This window comes from Streptomyces sp. NPDC017529, assembly GCF_044329785.1.
Taxonomy (GTDB): Bacteria; Actinomycetota; Actinomycetes; order Streptomycetales; family Streptomycetaceae; genus Streptomyces.
Genome location: NZ_JBIRJY010000002.1, coordinates 281,558 through 299,968, shown reverse-complemented (window position 1 = coordinate 299,968; position 18,411 = coordinate 281,558). Strand labels below are relative to the sequence as shown.

Sequence of the window (18,411 nt, the reverse complement as noted above, 5' to 3'; positions counted from 1 at the left end):
CCCCTTGCCCTGCGGTGCTGCCTCCGGTCAGAACAGCCTGCCGTCTCCGGACTCTCCGGAGTTGATACCCCGCCTCTCGGCGGCTGTGGCGGCAGCCTGCACATCCGGCCACGAGCTGACGAGGTTGTTGAACCACCGTTGGCTCTCGGTCCAGCCGCGTTGCTCGGCGACGCTGTGCAACAGGTACGCGAGCCCTCTGACGGAGTCTTGTTCCACCACTGCTTGGCTACGAGCCCGGGCCAAGAACCTCCCTGCCCCGTCGATGCCGGAGTTCGCACCCTTGCCCTCAAGCAGCCGGGAGAGGTGCATCGCCACTTCCCAGACAGTGAGCTGGTCATCGGAGGCAGGGTCGAAGTTTGCGGGCAGATCAGCAGGCTTGATCAACTCAGTGAGTCCGGCAACCGACTTGACCACGCCTGCGTGCACCAGACTGGGGACGGAGGTGTTGTACCGATTGGCCCGCTTGTCGGCCTCACCGGAATCAGCGGTGCCCCACTGGTAGTCCTCGAACCACTTGATGCACCAGCGAGTCTCCGCGTCGAAGTCGTCCTCGTACTCCGAGAGGAGCTCGTCCAACGTCTTATTGATCTCCGACAAGGCGGCTCGGACTCGCATAGGCGAACCATCGGCCTCGGTCACCTTGGCGTACCGGGAGAAGATCTCCATCCCGGGGCCGATCGCGGCCTGAGCCAGGTCGACGGCCGGGATGGAGCTCTGCTGGAGCGGTTTGATCCGGCCAGGGAGTTCGCGGCGGAGGGCCGAGAGAAAGCCGCGCCGGTCGATGGAGCCCGCTTCAGCAACGCGGGGGCGACAGACCATCACCACGTACGAGGCGAGGGAGTTGGCGCCCTGCCCGATCTGACGCGTGCTGTTAGTCGCGTGCAGTGGCCACGTACCGACGATGCTCAGGCCGGCCGCCAACATTGCCTCGAGCAGCGCGTCCCACGCGGAAGAGGTCAGCTCCCCGTCTCTGATCTCTTCCTGCCGATGGGCGTAGATGACGATGAGCGGAAGGTCTGGTCTGGACGTCCCCTTGAGAGAGGAGAAGACCTCCGAGAATCCGTCAATGAAGTGTTGGCGTGCCTTGTCAGGGCCGCCGTGACGGTAGGGGTTCGCGATCAGTTCGTCGGTCTTCGGGGTGGCCATGGTGCCGAACAGGTCGGGGTGCAGGTCTCTGGCCGCGCGTCGAAGCCATACGTAGAAGTAGTCACTCAGATCCGCGTATGGAATCTGGGCAAAATAGGGCGGATCGGTGGCTATTAGGGCGCTATGGCGCGGGAGGAGGGCGCCAGCTCTGCGAGCATCAGCTTGAACCGTCGAGCCGCGGGTTGCCTCGCGAGGCAAAGCTCCGAACCCACTGATCACACTCGCGACTTGCCCGTTCCAGCTTCCAACCGACTCACCGATTGGGTTGGTCTCGGCAAAGTCCCACGTCATTGCGATGGCCTGACGTCCAAAGCCAGGTTCAGCCTTCGCTGCACCGTTTCGAGAGTCCAGGCGCCACCGAGTTTGAGAAGAGTTGGCCTGGGCCAGCTTGCTCACACAGATAGCAAGAACGGACGCGATGGCCGTTGCCTGATGGCGATCACCACCATCTTGTCGCACCCACTCCGGCACCTCGGCGATCGCATCTGCGAAAGCTCCCAACACATGAAGCTGTCGAGCAGTGTAGATGTCCGCCTGGCGCCGCAAGCCGTACAGCTTCGTACTGAACTGCTTCGAGTTATCCGCAAACTCAAGCTCCGGCACATCATCGGGCAGGGAGGCGCTCGCCGCCCGGCTCCCCTCCGGCTCAGGAAGAAAGTGCCGCCCTGATTCGTTGTCCGCGGCAATCGCCAACATCTGCATACTCATACGCCCGGCGGTCCCGGCCTTGCGTATATACGCCTCGTTGATCTCAGTGCTGCAAGCCAAGCAGATGAACTTCCCACGACCGGATCGCTTAGTGGCCTCCGGCACCTTAGTGCTCAGCCCCCTGCCAATTTCGAAGCGCACACGCCCGTCCTCCAGGACGGGCTTCAGCCACGCCTCGCGTCCCTTCTGCTTGCTCAGCCAGGGCGAGCTGTACAGAGGAACGAGCACGCCGCAGGCGGGATTGACGCAAGGCACGGTCCTCGCCCAGAGCCATGCGACGACCTCGCAGCCCTTCACCGGCTCGTATAGCTTTCCAACCTTGCTTCTGACCTTGTCCTCGACGCGCTTCGCGTAATGCTTGATGTCAGTCAGGAGCCCTGCTATGGGATCGAAGCCTGTGGCCTCAAAGCCTCCGTCGGAGCCGGAGACCGCGGGCTTACCGAGGACGGCAGGTATCAACTGCGTCTCAACCCTGGTTACCAGCGCTGGTACCGGATTCAGGTCACTCGCGAGAGTCGGGAAGCCTAGCCGTTGGGCCTCAACCAGGGTCGACCCGCCGCCACAGAAAGGATCGAGCACAGTGGGGAGTTTTTGCTCCTGCTCGGCCAGTACGGCCTTCGCCTTCTTCAAGGCGCCAGCCGTCGGCGCGGTGCCCTTCTCCGGGACAAGGCCCTCGATGATGCCGAGCAGCTCGGCCCGCTTCTCGTCGTCGTCTGGGTCGTCCACGACTGCGGCAAACAGCAGCGCTCGCCAGGCCGGGGTCGGCATAGGCGCGAACCACTTGTGGATGTTCTTGATGGTGCCGACCTTGCGGTCCTTGTCTGCCTTGCTCGCCCTGCTGATGGCCTCCGTCGGTAGGGCCACCTCGATGAGCTTCCGTCTACGCGTCGGCTCGTTGTCCGTCCCGGTACTCACAGTGGAGCCCCTCCCTTCGTCCAGGCGTCCTGCCACGACAGCAGCAGCCCCTCTGCTTTCAGATCTCCGAACTCGGTGTCGTCGAAGGCACCCACCACGTACCGCACCGCGTCATGTTCCGGCCCGTCCGGGTGGACGGCGACGAGGGCAAGTCGGTGCTGAGCACCGCGGTTCTTGGCGACGAGCACCTCATTGCGGCTGATGTAGAACTCCTCCGCTCCCAGACGGCGGCCCTTGACCTCGATATGGATGAGATGGCCGTCCAGCGTCAGCGAGCGGATGTCATAGCCGGGGTTGCTGTGCGCCATCTCCTCCGGGATGCGCCCCAAAGACTTCTCCGCGCGGAGCACCGCGGCGACGGCGCGGCGATCGGTCTCGTAGCCGTCCGTGGCGTGCAGCGGCGCAATGTCGGTGTCGTCCGGAGCCTCTACCAGAGCCTTGGCCAGCCAGCCCACCGGTACCACGAGGGCATGGCCCGCGACGACTGGGGGCCGAGGTTGCAGAGACGCGTCCTTGTCCAGGTCGGCAAGCCGCTGGGTGCGCCGCGCTTCGAGTTCCTCTGCCCAAGCCCGCGCCTTCTCCGGACGGTGGCGGACCTTTTTCCCCTCCGCCAGGTCCTGTTCGAGCTTGCCAGCTTGGGCATGCCAGTAGCTAATCTCCTGCTTCAAGCGCTGCTCAACCTGTGTCCGCGTACGTTCTACGACCGGAAATAGCCGCTCCTGGACCACGTTGAGATGGTCGGGCACTGCCTCCTGCACTGCCCAAGCCAGTCCGCGCGTGCTTCCGCCGTCACTAGCCAGCCAATCCTCGTCCAGCAGCGTTTTCGCTGCCTTCCTCTCCGCCGGGGCCGGCGGCCGATAGTCGAGATACGGAGCTGGCCCCGCGTGCCGCGCCGTTCCGTCGGGCAGCAGTTCAGTGAAGGCGAAAGCGCGGTCCACGGGACGCCGGTGGCCGTCCACGATCTCTTGGGACAGTGCGACGAGCAGTCGGGGCTGGTCGCCAGGATCGGCCGCGTCGACCAGGACGGCCCCCTTCTTGAGTAGATCTCCATGCTGGTTGGCGATCTCGTTCAGCACGGCTTCGAAGAGGGGTTGCCCTGGCGCGATGAGATCAGCCCGCGGTTTGCCGGACAGCGTGATGCGGTCGCGGTCGAAGCAGACCCGCTCATACTTGCGCTGCACGATGCCGCCAAGACCGCTCCCGTGCCGGCCCGTTTCGCGCAGTGCCGCCGGTACATGGGTGATCTCGAAGCGGCCGCCCTCGCGGGACTTCAGATGGCCACCCAGCCGAGCGAAGGCATCCCGGAAGAACGCCTGTATGTAGTGCGGATGAAGGCGCCTGGCCTGCGCTTCCTCCATGCGCAGCCGCACCTTGTGTACGTCTTCGATACCCATCACCTGGGCATCGAGGGCGAGCCCCTTGATCAGTTCGACGGCACGCTCACCGACGCGTGCGTCGATGACCCGGTCAAGCTGGGCTTTCACCTCGGGCTGATCCCCATAGCGAATGGCCCTGACCAGCAGCTCACGTAATGGCTCGCCATCGAAGATCTCGCCGAGGACGTTGTAGACCTTGCCCTGGTAGGCGCGGCTCTGCAGCTCGATCTTATCCAGGAGGCGCTGGAAGACCTGGCCTTCACGGGTGTTGTCGGCGACGAGGTTCCACAGGTGGCAGACCTCGGTCTGTCCGATGCGGTGAATGCGGCCGAAGCGCTGCTCAATGCGGTTGGGGTTCCACGGGAGGTCATAGTTGACCATGAGGTGCGCGCGCTGGAGGTTGAGGCCCTCGCCAGCAGCGTCCGTGGCGAGCAGCACGCGGACGTCAGGGTTCTGGTTGAAGGCGTCCCGGATGTCACGGCGCTGCTGGCGCGGCGTACCGCCATGGATGGCCACGATGGCTTCTGGGTGCCCGGTCAGTCCCCCGATGCGACGGGACAGGTAATCGAGGGTGTCGCGGTGTTCGGTGAACACAATGAGCTTGCGGTGGCGCCCTTCTCCATCGCGCATGTGCTCGTTGTCCCGTAGCAGGGCCGAAAGCTCTAACCACTTTCGATCCTCACCGAGAGCCAGGACACGGATGGACAGCCGTTCCAGGTCCCGCAGACTGTCGATCTCCTGTTCCAGCTCGGCTATGGTCAGCGCCGCCGAAGCGGAGTCGACGACTTCCTCCTCCAGGTTCTCCAGTTCCTCACCGGAGAGGTCGTCCAACTCACCGGTCAGTTCAGGGGAATCCATCGGCGCAACTGGCACAGGCTCGGCCTGGCCAATTCCTAAGTCGGCGTCAAGTTTCGCGGCGAGCAGTTCCTCCCGCCTGGCCTCGAGCCTCCGACGGCGGCGCTCCAGCGACTTGCCGATCGCCTCCGGGCTGGAGGCCAGGCGGCGCTGCAGCACAGTCAGAGCGAAACCGACCTGATTACCGCGACGGCCGTCGAGCCGCTCTGCGCGGTTCATCTCCTCCCGTACGTACTCCGTGACCCGCTCGTACAGCTGCTGTTCGGCCGGCGAAAGCTCATACGGCACGGTATAGGCGCGCCGCTCCGGGAAGAGTTTCCTGCCGTCGAAGGTGAGCAGGTCCTCCTTGACCATGCGGCGCATCAGTCCTGAGGCGTCATGCTGGTGAACGCCCACGCGGTACTTACCGGCGAAGCGGTCGCCGTCCAGCAGCGCCATGAATAGCTGGAAGTCCTCTTCCTTGCCCGCGTGCGGGGTAGCGGTCATCAGCAGGAGATGCCTAGTGATGCGACCGAGTAGACGTCCGAGTTCGTACCGCTTCGTGGTCTTGAGCTCCCCGCCGAAGTAGCTAGCGCTCATGCGATGCGCCTCATCAACGATGGCCAGGTCCCACGCTGACTCAATCAAGCGGCCTTGTAGCTCCTCGGAGCGAGCGAGGGCGTCCATGCGAGCGATGAGTCGTGGGTGCTTGTCGAAGACGTTGCCGTCGATGGTGGAGTCGACGAGTTGCTTGGTGAGCAGCGTGAAGTCGAGCCCGAACTTCTCCATGAGCTCGTCCTGCCACTGCTCGACCAGGCCGCCAGGGGCCACGATCAGGCAGCGGTCCAGGTCTCCGCGCAGGGCCAGTTCCTTGATGTACAGCCCAGCCATGATTGTCTTCCCCGCACCTGGGTCGTCAGCCAGGAGAAAACGCAGCGGCGTCCGCGGGAGGAGCTCGTTGTAGACGGCCTGGATCTGGTGCGGCAGCGGGTCGAGCACGCTGGTCGAGACGGCCAGCATGGCATCGCCCCGCGCAGCCCTGCGGATACGTAATGCCTCAGCGGCCAAACGGAACAGCTCAGGATCGGCGTCAAAGGCGCGCTGGCCGGCAGCAGTTGTAGCCAGTGAGAGACGGTCAGCGTGCTCTTGGTAAAGGATCGTCTCTTCGACGCCACCGTTGGGGCGCCGGTAGGTGACTTGCGCAGCAGAGTCGCCGAACATCTTGAGGGCCACGACGACCACATCTGCCCCGGGGACTATGCCGCAGACTGCCTTACCGGGCGCGAGGTCCTGGAGACGAAGGCCGTTTCGGCCACACATCATCTACCCCCTGCCTCCGCCAACGCGGCACCCATGGTTTATCAATTGATCGAAGGCCCCATGATGCCGCAATCCTGACGGAACATGACAGCACCCCAGTCTCGTACACCCCTCTCTGCATGCGCCAGGGTTGGGTTCTCCTCATCTCTGGGTCGCACCGCCCGGCGGCAGACGCTTGGTGACAAGGTGTCCCCGTGAGGCATGACGACCTGATAAGGGCGCTGTCCGGGCTGCGGCGGGCGCAGATAGGCAACCGCCGCAGCCCCGCACAAGCCGCTGCTGGCGCTCTGGCTGCAGGGGCGGTTCGGGGCATCGGGCAGCACCGCGGTGACGTACGACAAGGCGTAGGAGCCCGTCAGCCGCTTGATCAATGACTTCGGGCCCGCGGTAACGAGTCCATCGCGGGTCGCGGACGGGCAGCGATGCCGTTCGTGCACCTGGAGCGGACTCTGTGGGACCTCCAGGACGGAGAAGGGGATGACCTCGGCCCCGACGCCCCCGAGCGCGGCAACTGGCTGCGCGCTCGCGGTGCCCACGGTCGGCTGCGGCTGGGAAGCGGAGAGGCTGATCGCCGCCCCGGGCACGCTCGCGGCGGCCGCCCGCTTGTTGTTGAAGCAGCACTTCACCCCGGCCCTGGAGGCAGCCATCTGCGACGCCGTCGGCCTGGACTTGGCCGTGCTGGCCGATGCGGTCTACCTGCCGTCGGCGCACCACCGGCGACCCGTAGGTGCGGGTCGCCCTGGTGGACGGCGGCGTGGACCGCATACACCCTTGCTTCGACGGCTCCGGACTCGTCGAGGTGGCCACCGTCTGGCTCCCCGAGGACGGACAAGTGATTGTCTACAAAGGAGCCAGCTGCTCCATCCCCCCATCACCGCCGGCATCGCCGCACTGCTGCTCAGCCTCCAGCTCACCCAGGGCGAACGTCCCGACCCGCTGACGGTGCGCAAGGCCCTCGTCGACAGCGCCGTGCCGTGCGCCTCGCAGGACACCAACGGCACCGCGCGCACCACGGTCTGGCAGGTAAGCCCCACATCCCAGGTGCCATCCGCCTCATCACACGCACCACTCACCGAATGCCTATCCAGCACATCAGTCCAGCCCGGATGACACTGAGCCATGCGGGGGGCCGCCCCGGCAACCCTCACATCCTCAGCAAACACCACGTCCGTGGACGTGACCTCCCAGCGTCCCTCGCCCTACAACCCGCTGAATCCGAAGAACCTGGGGCGGAGTATGGAGGCACAGCTCATGACCTGTGCACCGGTTGCCCCTTGCAGATGTCCCACCGCTGTATGGCAGCGGCATTTACGCGTTGTACTGCATGGAGCCGAACCCCCTGTACGCGGAGATCAATTCGCCGGACTGACCCTCTGACAAACGTCACTAGCGGTTGGCGACGTCAGCGGCCGGTCGCCGGGCGGGAGGCCTCCTACGGGATCTGTGGGACCAGATCCCACGGAGGACACGGTGCGAGGCCCCGATTTCTCAAGGGACGCGGTGTCCATCCGGCGTACGCGTGTTGCACGTGCAACACCGCCGTGTTGCACGTGCAACACGCAAAACACCCCCCTGACCGCGTTTCCGCAGATCAGAGGGGTGTTACAAGCGGTAGCGGTGGGATTTGAACCCACGGAGAGGTTGCCCCCTCACGCGCTTTCGAGGCGCGCTCCTTCGGCCGCTCGGACACGCTACCGAGAGGAACTCTAGCCCACGGGGGGCCGTACGCCGAAATCGGTATCCGGTGGCGGGGGCGTGCGGGGGTCAGCGGGAGCGGAAGAAGGTGGTCAGCAGGTCGGCGCAGGGGGTGGCGAGGACGTCGGTGATCACCTCGGGGCGGTGGTTGAGGCGGCGGTCGCGTACGACGTCCCAGAGGGAGCCGGCCGCGCCCGCCTTCTCGTCGGCGGCGCCGTAGACGACGCGGTCGAGCCGGGACAGCACGATGGCGCCCGCGCACATCGTGCACGGCTCCAGGGTGACGACGAGCGTGCAGCCGGTCAGCCGCCAGGCCCCGACGGCGCGGGCGGCCTCCCTGATGGCGAGCACCTCCGCGTGCGCGGTCGGGTCGCCGGTCGCCTCGCGTTCGTTGCGGCCGGTACCGAGCACGGTGCCGTCGGCGGACAGCACGACGGCGCCCACCGGGACGTCTCCGGTCCCGGGGGCCAGGGCGGCCTCGTCCAGCGCCCTTCGCATGGCCGCGGTCCAGGGATCGCGCAGCGGGTCGGGCGCCGGGGTGTGGAGGGGGTCGGGCATGGAGGCGGTCATGCCTCCCAGTGTCCGTGACGGGCGTTACCTCACGGCCTCCAGGACGTCCGTGCAGCCGAGGGCGTCGGCGATCTCGGACAGCGCGTCGGTGTCGAGAGCCAGCAGCTCCTTCTCGCCGATGCCCAGGTCGTCCAGCAGGCGCGGGTCGCCCAGCGGGCCGGGTGGCGGCGCGGGCGTGGCGTCGGCCGCGGCCGTCTCCTCGCCCTCGGTTCCGCCGTCCGCCGGTTCGGGCTCGCCGTCCTCCGTGCCGTCCAGGTCGAGGCTGTCGAGGTCTTCCGTGCTCTCCTCGTCGCGGCCGAGCAGTTCGTCGGTGAGCATCGCACCGTACGAGCTGCGGGCAGCGGCGGCGGCGTTCGAGAGGAAGATGCGCGGATCGTCCTCGCCGTCCACGCGGACGACGCCGAACCACGTGCCTTCCTGCTCGATGTACGCCACCACCGTGTCGTCTTCGACCGAGGCCTCTCGGGCCAGGTCGGCCAGATCGGTCAGGTTCTCCACATTGTCGAGCTCCGTGTCGCTCGCTTCCCACCCGTCTTCGGTGCGCGCGAGCAGTGCGGCGAAGTACACCGTGACTCTCCCACTGGTCATAGGCGTGCCGGGTCGGACGGGACGGCGCCATGGCGCCGTAAGTCCCCGCCCATCGGAATCGTGGCAGAAACAACGCGATTGCGCGGGGTCTTCGGCGTTGCGTCGTGCGGGCGTTCCGAGAGATGTGGCTCACGTTTAGTGGGACGAGAGGTGCTGATGTGGCGTGAGAGGCGTTCGGCTACCAGCGGAACGTGCGCATTCTCATGGCCTGCCGCATCCGGGCCGCCCGGGCGCGGCGCGGCTGGACGCGATCGCGCAGCTCCTTGGCCTCGTTGAGGTCACGCAGGAACTGGGCGCGCCGGCGCCGGCGCGCCGCGTCGTTCTCCTCGCCGGTCGCGCCCCCGTCGTCGGGGAGCTCCTCGGGGGACAGGGGATCGGCGGCGGACTCCGGAGAGAGGGGCGCCGGGGGCCGCCCGCGGCCCACGGCCCGTGCGGTGCCCGGCGGCGGAGTGGGGCCGGCGCCGAAGAGATCGGCGACCTTGGCGTCCATCGCGTCGCCCGGGCGGCTGCCCGGCGCGCCGATACCGCCGCGGCTGCTGCCGCCGCCCGCCGTGTTCGCGGTCCGGTGCTCGCCGCCCGCCGCACCGCCCCGCTGGGCCCTGGACGTGGTCTTGCCCGCGGCCTTCCCTGCCGCCTTGCCGGCCGATCGCGCGGTTCTGCTCCCGGCCGCCCTGGCGGTCCGGTTCCTGCTCGCGCTTCCGTTTCCGCTCTTGCTCCCATTCCCGTCGGGCACGCCGCACACCGCCTTGGGACGAGTCCATGCCCGGCGCCGGTACGACACACCGGGCGTTTGTGCCCACTTTCCCCCGGACCGGTGGTTCGATGCCAACGGGGCCAAAACCGCTCGCGGACCGCCCGGCGCACACGGGCGGGCACCGGCGCCCCGGACCTCGGCTACTGTCGATGTCATGCGGATCCACGTCGTCGACCACCCGCTGGTGGCGCACAAACTCACTACCCTGCGCGACAAGCGCACCGATTCCCCGACCTTCCGGCGCCTCGCCGACGAGCTGGTGACCCTGCTCGCGTACGAGGCCACCCGCGATGTGCGGACCGAGCAGGTCGACATCGACACCCCGGTGACGGCGACCACCGGAGTGCGGCTGTCCCACCCCCGCCCGCTGGTCGTGCCGATCCTGCGCGCCGGGCTGGGCATGCTGGACGGCATGGTCCGGCTGCTGCCCACGGCCGAGGTCGGCTTCATGGGCATGGTCCGCAACGAGGAGACCTACGAGGCCCACACGTACGCCACGCGCATGCCGGACGACCTCTCGGGCCGCCAGGTGTACGTGGTCGACCCGATGCTGGCCACCGGCGGCACGCTGGTCGCGGCGATCCGCGAGCTGATCAACCGCGGCGCGGACGACGTCACCGCGATCTGCCTGCTGGCCGCGCCCGAGGGCGTCGAGGTCATGGAGCGCGAGCTGGCCGGCGCGCCGGTGACGGTCGTCACGGCGGCCGTGGACGAGTGCCTGAACCCCGACCGCTACATCGTCCCCGGCCTGGGCGACGCGGGCGACCGGATGTACGGCACGGCAGGCTGAGAAGCGCGCAAGGACGGCGGGCGGGCGGCAGACCGGGGAAGTAACGGCCTGCCCCCGCCCGCCGCTCGTCCGGGACGCGGTCTAGCAGCGCGGTTTCGTCTTGGACGGTGCCGTCAGCGCGGCGAGGGACCGCTGTGCCGCGGCCGGGTCGGCCAGGGCCTTGAACGCGTCGCCGATGATCAGGTCGACGTCGCCGGTCTTGCGGGTGTCGGCTTTCGGCTCCGCGCCCGCGAGCTGCGTGCCCAGGACCTTCTTGGCCCCCTCGGCGGCCGGCTGGGCGCCCAGCAGTACGCCCGTGCCCTTGACCTTCTTGTCGTAGGCGGGCGGGGCGTTGCCCACCTTGCCGACCTTGAAGCCGCGCTTCTTCAGCTCGTCCGCCGTCGACTTGGCGAGTCCCGAGCGGGCCGTCGCGTTGAAGACGTTGACGGTGATGTCGGCGGGCCTGGGCAGCGGCTTGCCCGTGCCGGAGGCCAGGGCGCCGGCCTGTTCCGTACCGCCCGTGGGGCATTTCTTCTTGTCCTGCGCGGCCTGGGCCGTGCCGCCCTTGCCGCCGAAGACGTCGATGAGCTGCAACGTGCCCCACCCGGCCAGGGCGAGGGCGCAGACGACGGCGGTGATCAGCAAGGTGATCCGCCGGCGGTGACGGGGGCGGCGCATCCGCGGATACCTGTCGCCCGTGATGCGGTACTTCTTACCGCCCATGCCAGGGGGCGTCAGCATGCTCATGTCCGCAGCGTAGTGCGGGTCAGGACGCATTCCTACTAAATGATCAACGCCTGGCGCGAGACCCACTCGAAAGGGCCAATACGATCCGCCTATCGGGGGATTGAGCCCGTGTCGGCAGGTCCGGGTGGTGCCGTCAGCCCAGTTCCAGCACGCGGGCGTGCAGCACCTGCCGCTGCTGGAGCGCCGCGCGCACGGCGCGGTGCAGCCCGTCTTCCAGGTAGAGGTCGCCCTGCCACTTCACGACGTGCGCGAAGAGGTCGCCGTAGAAGGTGGAGTCCTCGGCGAGCAGCGTCTCCAGGTCGAGCTGCTGCTTGGTCGTCACCAACTGGTCGAGGCGTACCGGACGGGGGGCGACATCCGCCCACTGGCGGGTGCTCTCCCGGCCGTGGTCCGGGTACGGCCGCCCATTTCCGATGCGCTTGAAGATCACACGGAAAGCCTACCGGGCCATCGGCTCCGGGCGCAGCCATGCGGCAGGAGCGCGAAGACGACAAACGCCCGCAATTCCGGAGGTGCGGGGGCGGGAACGGGGTGCAGACGACGGTGGACGCGCTGTCCGCGGCGGTGCGGGGAAGCCGGGAAAAGTGGCGCAACGCGAACCTGAGGACGTCCGGAAATGGGCGCCCGGCGGGTTTGTCATACCGGTACGGCCGGGCGCCTGCCCCGGCACGGGCGGATTCGACACGAACGAGGGACCACGTGTCACCGCTTGTCCTCTCGTGTCCTCTCGTGTCGGGGAAGGCGCCCGGCCACCAGCAGCCCGGCGGTCGCGGCGCCGCGTACCCGGCTGCGGGCCCCACGCCCGGCGCTGCCGGAGGGCGCGGTCGGGGAAGCGGTGGCGTGCGGGCGGTGCGAGGCGGAGGTGCGGAAGTCGTTCACGGTGGCTGCTCCACGTTCGTCGGGACGGCGCCGGGTGGCGCTCTCACCCGTCACGACGTGCGGGAGCGGCGCGGGTTGCCGACGGGTCGGAGAATTCTCCGCGGGCCGGGGTCACGCGTACAGCGTGGTGCAGCGCGCGCAGATGCCGCTGAGTTCCACGGTGTGCTCGACGGCGCTGTAACCGCTCTCCGCGCCGACCCGTTCCGCCCAGCGCTCCACCACGTCGGAGTCCAGCGGGCGGCTGCGTCCGCAGCGGCGGCAGATCAGGTAGTGGCGGTGGCCGTCGGCGGGCCGCGGCCGGTACAGGCGCTCGCCCGCCTCGTCGCGTACGACGTCGACCTGCCCGGCCCGCTCCAGGTCCCGCAGGGTGCGGTAGACGGTGGACAGCCCGACCGGGATGTCCACGGTCACCAGGCGTACGTGCAGCTCCTGGGCCGAGACGAAGTCCTGGCACGCGTCCAGCACGCGCAGGACGGAGGAGCGCTGACGGGTCAGCCGGCCGCCCACGCCGATTCGCCCTCGTGCTCGCAGCTGTCGTCCACGCCGTACGTGTCCCAGGCGGGGAACGGGTCGGTGCCGGGCGCCTCGGCGTCGGTGACCAGGCAGTTTTCGAGCGCCTCGCGCAGGGCCGCGGCACGCAGCCCGACGCCGATGAAGACCAGCTCCTGGGCGTCCCCGGTCGCGCCGTGGGCCCCGGACGGTTCGAAGCGCGCGACGGAGCCCGCCTGTGACCACAGGCCGGTCACCCGGGGCCGGCCGGCGAGCCGGAAGAACCCCTTGGACCGCAGGATGTCCCCGTACGCGCCGCTGTCCATGCCCTCCGTGACGAACTCCCAGAGCCGCCCGGGGTGGAAGGGGCGCGCCGCGCGGAAGACGGTGCTGGAGATCCCGTACTCCTCGGTCTCCGGTACGTGGTCGCCGTTGAGCTCCATGACCCAGCCGGGTGCCTGCTGGGCGCGCTCCAGGTCGAAGCGGCCGGTGCCGAGGATTTCGGCGGGCGCGACGCGGCCGTGCCGGGCGGGGACGACCCGGGCCGCCGGGTTCAGGCGGGCCAGGGCGGCCCGGAGGCGCGCCGCCTGCTCCTCGTCCACCAGGTCGAGCTTGTCGACGACGATGACGTCGGCGAACTCGACCTGGTCCACGAGCAGGTCGCTGACGGTGCGCTCGTCGTCCTCGTACGGGGCGATGCCGAGCTCGGCCAGGCCGTCACCGCCCGCCAGCCCGGCGTGGAAGCCGGCGGCGTCCACCACGGTGACCATGGTGTCCAGCCGGGCCAGGTCGCCCAGCGTCGCGCCGTCGTCGCGCGGGAACGCGAAGGTCGCGGCCACCGGCATCGGCTCGGAAATGCCGCTGGACTCGATGAGCAGGTAGTCGAAGCGCCCGTCGCGTGCCAGCCGGCCGACCTCCTCCAGGAGGTCGTCGCGCAGGGTGCAGCAGATGCACCCGTTGGTCATCTCGACGAGCCGTTCCTCGGTGCGCGACAGGGCCGCCGCGCCGCCGCGGACGAGCGCGGCGTCGATGTTGATCTCGCTCATGTCGTTGACGATCACGGCGACGCGCAGGCCCCCGCGGTGGTGCAGGACGTGGTTGAGCAGCGTCGTCTTGCCGGCGCCGAGGAAGCCGGAGAGCACGGTGACGGGCAGCACGGCCGGCATGGGCGGTCAGTCCTCCGGGCGCAGCAGGCCGCGCTCGTACGCCTTCGCCAGGCGGCGCGGTACCCGGTACACGGAGCCGTCGACGGTGACCGGGACCAGGGCGGGCGGGGTGGCCTTCCACTGGGCGCGGCGGTGGCGGGTGTTGCTGCGGGACGTCTTCCGCTTGGGGACGGCCATGGTCCTCAACCTCTCCGGGGGGCGGCGGTGCGGGGCCGGGCGCGGTGGCGCCGCGGGCTGGGGAGAGGCTATATGAAAATGGATCCCATTTCTAACGAGGGGTGCGGGGCGGTGGCCGGCGGCCGGGCGGCGCGGCGATCTCCTCGTCCAGTTCGGGGCACGGGATGGAGTGCCCGCGGCCGAAGCTCTTGTAGGCCGCCGGCAGGGTCCGGTGCCCCGCGCGGGCGGCGTAACAGACCTCGCGCTGCCCGCACTCCGCGCAGTACCGGCTGGCGGCGAAGGGCGACAGGGCGACCGGGCCGGCCGGGCTGAGCACGTAGACGGTGTCGTCGGCCACAGGTTCCTGGCAGGGGAAGGTCAGCCGGTCGAAGTCCGGGTGGTCGCCCATCAGGTGGTGGGCCACGACCTCGAAGGTGCCCGTCCTGCGCTGGTAGGCGCACGACACGGTGAGCAGCCAGGGCAGGCCGCCGAGGAACTGGGCGTGCCACAGGGCGCGTTCGAAGGCCGGCTGGAGTTCGGCGACGCGCAGGGCGGCCTCCTCCTGGGTCCGCGGCTTGTCGCCGTGGGCGGTGCGGTTGCGCTCGCCCCTGAGGCGGTCGAGGGACTGGACGAGGCCGGGGTCGTCCGGCCTGGCGGCCATGTCGGACTGGTTCCGCAGGGCCTCCGCGAGGCCGGGAACCACGTCCGTACGGTCCCGTACGAGCGGGCACAGGTTGCGGAGCCATTCCGTCCAGGTGCCGAAGGTGACGCCGCCGCCGGAGGCGAGGGCGGAGCGCAGCGCCGACAGGTTGCGCGCGCCGATGCCGTGCGCCTGGAGCAGTCCGGCCGCCGTCACGGCGACGGTGGCGGCGAGCGTCTCGCCCGCTTCGAGCAGCGCCTCGTAGCGGTCCTTGTGGGTGTGCGCCCGCTGCATCTCGTGGACGGTACGGGCCACGGGGTGGGGGAGGGCGCGGCGGGCGGTGGCCAGGGGGTCTTGATCGGGCGCCGGGCCGGGGTGGTGAGAAGGGGCGGGGCGGGGGCCGGGCCGAGGTGCGTGGTTCGTGCTGCGGGCGGGGCCGGTGGCCGGGTCGGTGGCCGGGCCGGGCGTGGGGGCCGGGGGTGGTGCCGTACGGGGCGGTGGCGGGGCGGTACGGGGCTGCGGGGCGGCGCGCGGTGGCGGCGGTGGTCCGGCGCGCTGGTGACGCCACTGCCGCCTGCGGGCGACCAGCCGGATCCAGGCGGGCAGCGCCCCGAAGAGGAGGGTGAAGGTGATCACCGCGAGCAGCGTGTCCAGCCAGCGCGGCAGGTCGCTCGACTGCTCGGCGCTCGTGCCGATGCTGAGGGCTGTCATGACGGCGAGGCCGGAGGTGAGCCAGAACGCCCAGTCCCGGTGCAGTGGCGCGTCGTACAGCCTGAGCACCGCGTTGTGCCGCCGCGGCGACGGCTGCGGCGGCCCTGGTGACGCCGGACCGGCGGCCTTTCTCATACAGCCATAGTGCGCGTGTGGCGTGGCTCACAACAAGTGCCGGGTTACGAGGGGGAGGAGCGGGCCGGCGTGGCGGTGGGCCCGGCGAACTCCGGGCTGCCGTACCCGGGGCTGCCGTATGCGGGGCTTGCGTACTCGGGGCTGGCGTACTCGGGGGCCGAGTAGCCGGGGCGGGCGCGGTCCGTCGTGGTGCGCGCCTGCTCCTCCTGGATGCGGCCGAGCAGGAACGGCAGGATCCCGCGCTCCAGCAGCGCCAGCCGCCACGCCTCGCGGGCCCGCGCCACCTCGGAGCCCGAGCCGGCGTCGGCGCATGGCGCCGCATCGCCGTCCGGGGGCGGCGCCGAGCGGTTGCGGGCCGCCGTCACCAGCAGCCAGACCAGGCCGGCCGCCGTCGCCGCCACCGCGATGCCGGCGGCGAGCCAGCCCGCGTACAGGAGTTCGTCGGAGAACTGCCGGTGTACGCCGACGAGCCGCATCCCGAAGCCGATCGCCAGGAAGATGACGGCGGCCACCGCGCCCAGGCTCGGCACGAGGACGGCCAGCGCGGGCAGCAGGCCGCCGGAGGGCCGGCCGTCCTCGGGGGAGGGCGCGGCCAGCCGTGCCTCCTCGGTGCGCAGCCGGGCGTAGGCCCGGTACTCGGTCGCCGCGGTGGCGCAGAGGGCGGCGCGGGACCGGAACGCCTGGACGCGCAGCCGCTCGGTGCCGGTGGTTCCCGGGCCGTTGCGCAGCGCCTCCTTGATCTCCGGGGAGTCGAGTGCCTGGCCGAGGGCCTGCGCGAAGGCGGTGGCCTCCTCGGTCCGTAGGGAGCCGGTGTCGGGCATGTGTGTCCCCCTGGCGGTGCGTACCGCTCAATGTGCTGACTTAACTTGCTGGATTGCGCAACTGTATAACTCCTTGGCGTCGTACGGTGGCGGTGCTGCCGACTTCCAGCCATTCGGCCCCCACCGCGAGCCCGGGGCCGGCACCACCGGCACCACCCGAGGAGGAGCTGTGCACCCCGTCCAGAACACCGCCGGTGCCGACGAGCCGTCCGACGCCGTACGGGCCTGGGCCCGGCGGCGGGCCGGCGGCGAGATCGCCGCGATCCGGCCCGTGGCGTGGCGGCCGGGCGGCCCCCGGGTATGGGAGCTGACGCGCGCCGACGCCGCCCGGTTCTTCCTCAAGGTCGCGACGGAGCCGGCGGGCTATACGCGGGAGACCCACGCGTACCGCCATGCCGTCCCCGCCCTCGGCCACGCGCACGCGCCGGTCCTCGTCGACAGCGCCCCCGGGCGGCTCGCGCTGCTGCTCACCGCCGTGCCGGGCGGCAGCGCCGCGGCCCTCGCGCCGGGCAGCGCGGACCGCACCGAGCTGTACCGGCAGGCGGGGCGCCTGCTCCGCCGCCTCCACGACGCGTGCGAGGCGGGTCCGGCGGACGGTGACGACGCATGGGCGGACAGCCGCCACGCGGCAGCCGGGGAACGGGCGGCCGCGCTGCGGGCGGCGGGCGCACTGGGCGCGGCGGAGTGCCGGATGATCCGCGAGCGCGCCGCGGCGCTCCGCCTCCTGCCGCCGCTGCCCGCCGCCTTCCTGCACGGCGACGTCCGCGAGCACCACTTCCTGTGGGACGCGGCGGGCCGCCGCCTGGCGCTCGTCGGCTTCGCACGGGCGCGCCGCGGCCGCGCGGCCGAGGACCTCGTACGCGTCGCGTACGGCCCGGCGCGGCAGGACCCGGCGCTGCGTACGGCCTTCCTGCGCGGGTACGGGCGCGAGCTGACCGACGCGGAGCGGTACGCGCTGCCGGCGCTCGCCGCGCTGGACGCCGCCGAAGCGATGGAACGCGGCGTCCGGCACGGCGACCGGCAGGCCGTGGAGCGGGCCGGGAACGCGATCGGCGCCCTGATGGACGGGCCGGGGCCAGGCGCCGGCACCCGCAAAACCGGCCACGGCCGTCGCCAACCGGCCATTCCCGGCGCGACCGGCAGCTGACGCCGCCCGCGGTTGATCTTCCCTTCGTACCATCGCGCTCATGAGCGAGGGGGAGAACGCGGAGCAGCTCGGCAACCGGGGCGTTCGCATAGCGGTGTCCGTGGTGTGCGCCATCCTGGTGGCGCTCACGGCCCTGATGCTGGCCCGGTGGATGGAATGGTGGAACCCGGCCTACGCATGGCTGTCCACGAAGCTGGCCGTCAAGGCGGCCGTCGGGGCGCCGATCGCGCTCGTGGCCCTTATTGCCTGGATGCGGAAGTGCCGCTAGCGGACGGCGGGTCAGCGCGGTGAGCCCGCGCGTGTTCGTGGCTGCTGTGCGCGGTAGTGGGCCAGGTGTGACCGACCGTCGGGCACGAACGGCCAGGCAGGGTCGTCGAGTCGGGCCGTCAGCCGGTCCCAGGGGAGCCACCAGCCGTCGGCGACCTCGGATGCTTGGTGGACGATCGGCCCGTGCGCGTCCGGGTCGTAGCGCGTCTCGTACATGTAGGCCAGGTAGTTGGTGTGTGCGTCGGTGTACCAGCGGCGCATGACCGGCTCCAGGACACAGCCGTGCAGGCCCACCTCCTCGCCCAACTCGCGCTCGGCGGCCGCGAGCGGTTCCTCGCCGGCGGCGATCACCCCGCCGACCCAGACGTCTATCAGGCCAGGGTAGAGATCCTTGCTCTCGGTACGCCGGTGCACGTACACCTGTCCGGCGGCGTCGCGCAGCAGGATCTTGGTGGCCGCGTGGGGCAGGTTCTCCGCTCGCATCCTGCTCCTGGCCGAGGTGCCGACCACTCGGCCGGGCACCTCGTCCTGGGCGTAGAGGGCGACGATCTCTTCGGCGGTTGGTTCCATGTTCCCTT

The 18,411-nt window shown here is 70.0% G+C and carries 17 protein-coding genes, 1 tRNA gene and 1 pseudogene; 4 read left to right on the top strand and 15 right to left on the bottom strand.

What is annotated here, in order from left to right; translation table 11 throughout:
- Positions 1–27: 27 nt before the first annotated feature.
- The gene (locus ACH4K4_RS05035; protein ID WP_398164892.1) at positions 28–2,769 is read right to left on the bottom strand and encodes a DUF1156 domain-containing protein; all 2,742 of its coding nucleotides are present in this window, start codon (positions 2,767–2,769) and stop codon (positions 28–30) included.
- Complete coding sequence (locus tag ACH4K4_RS05030; protein ID WP_398164891.1) at positions 2,766–6,212, bottom strand: helicase-related protein; 3,447 nt, start codon at positions 6,210–6,212, stop codon at positions 2,766–2,768. Before ACH4K4_RS05030 ends, ACH4K4_RS05035 begins: the two co-directional genes overlap by 4 nt.
- A gap of 281 nt (positions 6,213–6,493) precedes the next feature.
- On the opposite strand from ACH4K4_RS05030, the pseudogene ACH4K4_RS05025 reads away from it, so the two are divergent.
- Positions 6,494–7,019, top strand: a pseudogene (locus ACH4K4_RS05025) (restriction endonuclease); the annotation flags it as partial.
- Between the two features lie 889 nt (positions 7,020–7,908).
- On the opposite strand, the gene ACH4K4_RS05020 reads toward ACH4K4_RS05025, so the two are convergent.
- From ACH4K4_RS05020 to ACH4K4_RS05005, 4 genes are all read right to left on the bottom strand, one after another.
- Positions 7,909–7,995 (bottom strand) — tRNA-Ser (locus ACH4K4_RS05020).
- 68 nt (positions 7,996–8,063) lie between these two features.
- Positions 8,064–8,564, bottom strand: coding sequence for a tRNA adenosine(34) deaminase TadA (gene tadA, locus ACH4K4_RS05015; RefSeq protein WP_398164890.1), 501 nt, complete (start codon positions 8,562–8,564; stop codon positions 8,064–8,066).
- Between the two features lie 24 nt (positions 8,565–8,588).
- The gene (locus ACH4K4_RS05010) at positions 8,589–9,131 is read right to left on the bottom strand and encodes a hypothetical protein (RefSeq protein WP_398165407.1); all 543 of its coding nucleotides are present in this window, start codon (positions 9,129–9,131) and stop codon (positions 8,589–8,591) included.
- A gap of 199 nt (positions 9,132–9,330) precedes the next feature.
- Positions 9,331–9,522, bottom strand: a complete 192-nt coding sequence (locus tag ACH4K4_RS05005; RefSeq protein ID WP_398165405.1) for a hypothetical protein — start codon at positions 9,520–9,522, stop codon at positions 9,331–9,333.
- Between the two features lie 538 nt (positions 9,523–10,060).
- On the opposite strand from ACH4K4_RS05005, the gene upp reads away from it, so the two are divergent.
- Positions 10,061–10,696, top strand: coding sequence for a uracil phosphoribosyltransferase (gene upp, locus ACH4K4_RS05000; RefSeq protein WP_003986292.1), 636 nt, complete (start codon positions 10,061–10,063; stop codon positions 10,694–10,696).
- 81 nt (positions 10,697–10,777) lie between these two features.
- Here upp and ACH4K4_RS04995 read toward each other — a convergent pair whose 3' ends face one another.
- From ACH4K4_RS04995 to ACH4K4_RS04960, 8 genes are all read right to left on the bottom strand, one after another.
- Positions 10,778–11,422, bottom strand: a complete 645-nt coding sequence (locus ACH4K4_RS04995) for a LytR C-terminal domain-containing protein (protein ID WP_398164888.1) — start codon at positions 11,420–11,422, stop codon at positions 10,778–10,780.
- Positions 11,423–11,555: 133 nt separating this feature from the next.
- Positions 11,556–11,852, bottom strand: a complete 297-nt coding sequence (locus tag ACH4K4_RS04990; protein WP_003986294.1) for a type II toxin-antitoxin system VapB family antitoxin — start codon at positions 11,850–11,852, stop codon at positions 11,556–11,558.
- Positions 11,853–12,124: 272 nt separating this feature from the next.
- Positions 12,125–12,301 carry a hypothetical protein gene (locus ACH4K4_RS04985; protein ID WP_398164886.1) on the bottom strand — a complete coding sequence of 59 codons (177 nt, stop codon included), beginning with the start codon at positions 12,299–12,301 and terminating at the stop codon, positions 12,125–12,127.
- A 111-nt stretch (positions 12,302–12,412) separates the two neighbouring features.
- Positions 12,413–12,808 (bottom strand): Fur family transcriptional regulator, encoded by a 396-nt coding sequence (locus ACH4K4_RS04980; RefSeq protein ID WP_398164884.1) that lies wholly within the window; start codon positions 12,806–12,808, stop codon positions 12,413–12,415.
- Positions 12,793–13,956, bottom strand: coding sequence for a GTP-binding protein (locus ACH4K4_RS04975; protein ID WP_398164883.1), 1,164 nt, complete (start codon positions 13,954–13,956; stop codon positions 12,793–12,795). The genes ACH4K4_RS04980 and ACH4K4_RS04975 overlap by 16 nt, the downstream gene beginning before the upstream one ends.
- 6 nt (positions 13,957–13,962) lie before the next feature.
- The gene (gene rpmF, locus ACH4K4_RS04970) at positions 13,963–14,133 is read right to left on the bottom strand and encodes a 50S ribosomal protein L32 (protein WP_360125038.1); all 171 of its coding nucleotides are present in this window, start codon (positions 14,131–14,133) and stop codon (positions 13,963–13,965) included.
- Between the two features lie 91 nt (positions 14,134–14,224).
- Positions 14,225–15,598, bottom strand: coding sequence for a hypothetical protein (locus tag ACH4K4_RS04965; RefSeq protein ID WP_398164881.1), 1,374 nt, complete (start codon positions 15,596–15,598; stop codon positions 14,225–14,227).
- 44 nt (positions 15,599–15,642) lie between these two features.
- Entirely contained in the window at positions 15,643–16,419 is a 777-nt protein-coding gene (locus tag ACH4K4_RS04960; protein ID WP_398164880.1) for a hypothetical protein, read from the bottom strand.
- Between the two features lie 169 nt (positions 16,420–16,588).
- Between ACH4K4_RS04960 and ACH4K4_RS04955 the strand changes: the two genes are divergently transcribed.
- Positions 16,589–17,566, top strand: a complete 978-nt coding sequence (locus tag ACH4K4_RS04955; RefSeq protein ID WP_398164879.1) for an aminoglycoside phosphotransferase family protein — start codon at positions 16,589–16,591, stop codon at positions 17,564–17,566.
- A 40-nt stretch (positions 17,567–17,606) separates the two neighbouring features.
- The gene (locus tag ACH4K4_RS04950; protein ID WP_398164877.1) at positions 17,607–17,834 is read left to right on the top strand and encodes a hypothetical protein; all 228 of its coding nucleotides are present in this window, start codon (positions 17,607–17,609) and stop codon (positions 17,832–17,834) included.
- Positions 17,835–17,845: 11 nt separating this feature from the next.
- Here ACH4K4_RS04950 and ACH4K4_RS04945 read toward each other — a convergent pair whose 3' ends face one another.
- A complete protein-coding gene (locus ACH4K4_RS04945; RefSeq protein WP_398164876.1) occupies positions 17,846–18,403 on the bottom strand; it encodes an NUDIX domain-containing protein in 558 nt (185 codons plus the stop codon).
- Positions 18,404–18,411 lie beyond the last annotated feature (8 nt).